Raw genomic sequence first — 2,553 nt, forward strand, 5'->3', positions numbered from 1 at the left:
GGCCGCCGCCCACCGCGCCGCCGAGAGGCCCCGGCACGCGCTACCCGCCGGTGCCGCCCGTGGCGCCCGGAGGCCCGGGGACGGGCGCGCCCGCGCCGGGCATCCCGGACGCCGCCGCGCCGGGATCCGCGGGGCCGGGATCCGCTCCCGGGGCACCACACCACCGGGGCCGGTGAGCGATGGCCGGGATGCTGTCGGGCGCCCTGCCCAGGCACCGCAGGGCCGTCGTGGTGACCGGGGCGAGCGGCGGAGTGGGCCGGGCCACGGCCCTGGCGTTCGCCTCCCGCGGCGACCGGGTCGGCCTGCTCGCCCGGGGCCGCGAGGGCCTGGCCGCTGCCGCGGACGAGGTGCAGCGTGCCGGCGGTGAGGCGCTCGTCGTCCCCGTCGACGTGGCGGACGCGAAGGCGGTCGAGGACGCGGCGCAACAGGTCGCCGACGCGTTCGGGAGAATCGACGTCTGGGTCAACAACGCGTTCGCCGGAGTCTTCTCAGCCTTCACGGACATCTCACCGGACGAGTTCCGCCGGGTCACTGAAGTGACGTACCTGGGCTGTGTGTTCGGCACCCGGGCCGCGCTGCGGCACATGCTGCCCGCGAACCACGGGACCATCGTCCAGGTCGGCTCCGCGCTCGCGTACCGGGGGATCCCGCTGCAGTCCGCGTACTGCGGGGCCAAACACGCGATCCAGGGCTTCAACGAGTCCCTGCGGTGCGAGTTGCTGCACGAGGGGTCGCGGGTGCGCACCACCATGGTGCAGCTGCCCGCGCTCAACACCCCCCAGTTCGACTGGGTGCTGAGCCGGATCCCGGGCCGGGCACGGCCGGTGGCCCCCGTCTACCAGCCGGAGCTGGCGGCGCGCGCGATCGTGCACGCGGCCGGGCACCCGAGGCGCCGGGAGTACTGGGTCGGAGGGTCCACCGCGGCCACGCTGATCGCCAACGCCGTGGCTCCCGGGCTGCTGGACCGCTACCTCGCCCGCAGGGGCTTCGACGCCCAGCGGGACGAGGGCGAACACAGCGCCACGGGAAACCTGTGGTCCCCCGCGGACGGCCCGCACGGTCACGACTTCGGGGCGCACGGCCGCTTCGACGCGGAGTCCCTGCAGGGGAGCGCGGAGGAGTGGGTGTCCCGGAACCGGGGCCGGATCGGCGCGGGCCTGCTGGTGGGCGGGCTGGGCGCAGCGGTCACCGCCGCCGGAGTCCGCCGCCGGGGCTGACGCCTGGATCGCCCCCTCCAGGATCTCCAGCGATCCACAGCAGCTGGAATCCGGCCTGCTCGGGTCACCCGGCCGGGTAACCGCGGGACGCGCGCGCGAAACGCCGGGGCGGGGCGTTTGGGCGCCCTGGACAGGGGGACGCGGAAGGTCTCCACGGGGGTGTCCGCGCGCCCGCCGGGCAGACGTACGTGCGACCATGCCGGAGGCGAATCGTGAGTCGACCCCGCATCCTGATCGTCGGAGCCGGTTTCGCCGGGTACCGGACGGCCCGCACCCTGTCCCGGCTCACCCGGGACCGGGCCGAGATCACGATCCTCAACCCCACGGACTACTTCCTGTATCTGCCCCTGCTGCCCCAGGTCGCCACGGGCGTGCTGGAGCCGCGGCGCGTCACCGTCTCGCTCACCGGCACCCTGCGTCGTGCCCGCCTGGTGCTCGGCGAGGCGGACGGAGTCGACCTCGACGCACGCACCGTGCACTACCGCGACCCCGAGGGCCGCGGCGGCACGCTCCCTTACGACCGTCTGGTGCTCGCCGTCGGCAGCGTCAACAAGCTGCTGCCGATTCCCGGTGTCTCCGAGCACGCGCACGGCTTCCGCGGACTGCCCGAGGCGCTGTACCTGCGCGACCACGTGACACGCCAGATGGAGATGGCCGCCGCGGCCGACGACCCCGGGAGCTGCTCCGCCCGCTGCACCTTCGTGGTGGTCGGCGCCGGCTACACCGGGACCGAGGTCGCCGCGCAGGGGAAGCTGTTCACCGACGCGCTCGTGCGCAAGCAGCCGCTGCGCCAGGGACTGCGGCCCCGCTGGCTGCTGCTGGACATCGCGCCGCGCGTGCTGCCCGAGATGGACGAACGGCTGTCCCGCACCGCCGAACGGGTGCTGCGGCGGCGGGGTGTCGACGTGCGGATGGGAACCTCCGTGAAGGAGGCCACCCACCAAGGAGTCCTGCTGACCGACGGCGAGTTCATCGACACCCACGCCCTGGTGTGGTGCGTCGGCGTCCGGCCCGATCCGCTCGTCGAGAGCCTCGGTCGGCCCCTGGAGCGCGGACGGCTGCTCGTCGACCCGTACCTCCAGGTGCCGGGCCACCCCGACGCGTTCGCCTGCGGGGACGCGGCCGCCGTACCCGATCTGGAGAAACCCGGACAGTACACACCGATGACCGCGCAGCACGCCTGGCGGCACGGCAGGACCGCCGCCCGCAACGTGGCGGCCTCCCTCGGCATCGGCTCCCGCCGTGCCTACCGCCACCGCGACGTGGGCTTCGTGGTGGACCTCGGCGGCGCGCAGGCGGCCGCCGATCCGTTCGGCGTCCATCTGCCCGGGCCGCT

2 protein-coding genes are annotated in these 2,553 nt (G+C 74.8%); both read left to right on the forward strand.

The annotated features are described in order from the left end of the window. The first annotated feature begins 179 nt into the window (after positions 1–179). The gene (locus ACFSL4_RS21965) at positions 180–1,217 is read left to right on the forward strand and encodes an SDR family oxidoreductase (RefSeq protein WP_381085518.1); all 1,038 of its coding nucleotides are present in this window, start codon (positions 180–182) and stop codon (positions 1,215–1,217) included. 212 nt (positions 1,218–1,429) lie between these two features. Next, a partial coding sequence (locus ACFSL4_RS21970; protein WP_381085521.1) for an NAD(P)/FAD-dependent oxidoreductase occupies positions 1,430–2,553 on the forward strand: 1,124 nt, incomplete at its 3' end.

The sequence above is a fragment of the Streptomyces caeni genome, from assembly GCF_042678285.1.
Classification (GTDB): Bacteria; Actinomycetota; Actinomycetes; order Streptomycetales; family Streptomycetaceae; genus Streptomyces; species Streptomyces caeni.

What these genes read in the sequence shown, in the direction of transcription:
- ACFSL4_RS21965 (WP_381085518.1), top strand. Translation starts at nt 180, where the DNA reads ATGGCCGGGATGCTGTCGGGCGCCCTGCCCAGGCACCGCAGGGCCGTC.